This is a genomic window from Pseudoalteromonas sp. AOP7-A1-14, from assembly GCF_052376275.1.
GTDB lineage: Bacteria > Pseudomonadota > Gammaproteobacteria > Enterobacterales > Alteromonadaceae > Pseudoalteromonas.
Window position 1 is genome coordinate 1 of the sequence record NZ_JBQSVO010000216.1, and the last position, 1935, is coordinate 1935.

The window sequence follows — 1935 nt, forward strand, 5'->3', positions numbered from 1 at the left end:
GATACAATTACATCTGTTGCTGTTGTCGATCAATCTTTACTGGAAAATGGACAGTTATCATCTGTCACTGATGCGCTTGCAGATATGGCCAATGTGGTCGTGCTGACAGGATCTGTGCCTGATATGCGCGGTGTGTCGGGCAATGGTAGTGCAACAGGATTTAACTCGTTTAGCGGTGGGTCTAAAGCGAGAGTTTCAACGCTTATTGATGGTGTTAGCCAACCCTTTGTTGCTGATTTAACTGGGGATACAGGTTTATGGGATATGGAGCAAATTGCTGTGTATCGGGGCCCACAGTCAACCAGTAATGGACGTAATAGTATTGCCGGTGCGGTTTATATGACGACTAAAGCACCAACTCAAGACTTTGAAGGGGCGGTTCGTATCGGTTATCGCAACCAGGATAGTTACCTAGATACAGCAGCCGTTGTCTCAGGCGCACTTGTTGAGGACGTGTTAGCGTTTCGTTTATCAACTCAATATGTTGATGGTGAAACGTATAGTAACCCACCTGTATATGCAACAAACCCGACTGATCAAGATTTAAATAAATTAAACACTGCAAGTACACGAGTAAAACTACTTTATACGCCATTTGATGACTTATCAATTCAACTGAGCTACACAAACTACAGTGAAAAAGGGAACGCTGGACGACACTACTTTACAGGTGACAAACCTGAAGATTATATCCCGTTGTTTCAGCGTATTATGGATACTAGCTCTGATACAACACAAGTAGATTTTGAGTATAAAATTAATGATAACTACTCACTAGATTTACTCGTCGCATATATGGATTATGACTGGAGTTTTGATGGTTATGAACCACTTGAAACGGCAGAGTCTGATGTTGATATGAGGGAAAAGAATATCACTATAGACTCAAAGTTGAACTTTGGCTTAGCAAGTGATTTTTATTCAGGTTTTGTTGGTTTAGCGTATTTTGACCGTGATCAAGATTTTACCAGTGTAGGTGCAACTGATTATTACGGCGATGACAGTAGTGATTCTTTAGCTGTTTATGGTGAAACTAGTTTCCACTTAAGTGAAAAGCTTATTTTAACTGGCGGTTTACGTATTGAGCGTGAAGAACAGTTGCGGGATTTCAATATGGCTTTCGCTGGTGACAGGTTTGTTGAGCAACTAGATAACGCAAATACCATCAAGCTACCGACGTTAGCTATTCAATATAAAGCTACCGATGAAACAACTTTATCTGCCAGTGCTCGGCGCGGGTATAATGCAGGCGGTGGCGCACTGGATTTTACTGCCCAAAACTATTACTACTATGATCAAGAGACGGTTAACACTTATGAAGTGGGCGCGCGTAGTGTATTAAATCATGGCGACACTAATATCAGTGCTAACGTGTTCTATAATAACTTTGATGGTTATCAAGCATTAAGTTCACAGCGTAAAATTACAAACATTGAAGATGCACACAGCTATGGTTTAGAGCTCGAAGCATACAGTATGCTGACAGAGCAATGGCAGTTACATGGGGCATTGGGCCTTTTAAAAACTAAAATAGATGCATCGCAAGATTATGCTGAAGCCGTAGGAAATGAACTTAACTCAGCGCCAGCATTTACAGCAAGTTTAGGCGTATCTCATTGGTTCACCGATAACTTTAAAGTGAATATTAGCGCAAACTATGTAGATGAATATTATGCAGACTTAACCAACACAGAGGAGCGTATTGCTGGTGATTACACCATCACGCGTGCAACTGTAAGTTATGACACCGAAAACTGGTTAATTAGTGCATATATTAATAACGCTTTTGACGAAAACGGCTATACAAGTGTTGAACCTGTAAGTGGAAGGTATCCGACAGGCTATGTTGCCGTCGTTAACCCACAAACGCTCGGTGCTTCAGTTACGTATCGTTTCTAATATAATAAACAGGTAAGAAGCTATCTTGCCTGTTTT

Annotated in this window: 1 protein-coding gene; it reads left to right on the plus strand. The window is 40.9% G+C overall.

Features of this window, described 5'->3' with window-relative positions; genetic code table 11:
• On the plus strand, window positions 1-1899 hold a 1899-nt coding region (locus tag ACT3RM_RS17640), incomplete at its 5' end, for a TonB-dependent receptor (protein ID WP_444511483.1).
• Window positions 1900-1935: the final 36 nt, after the last annotated feature.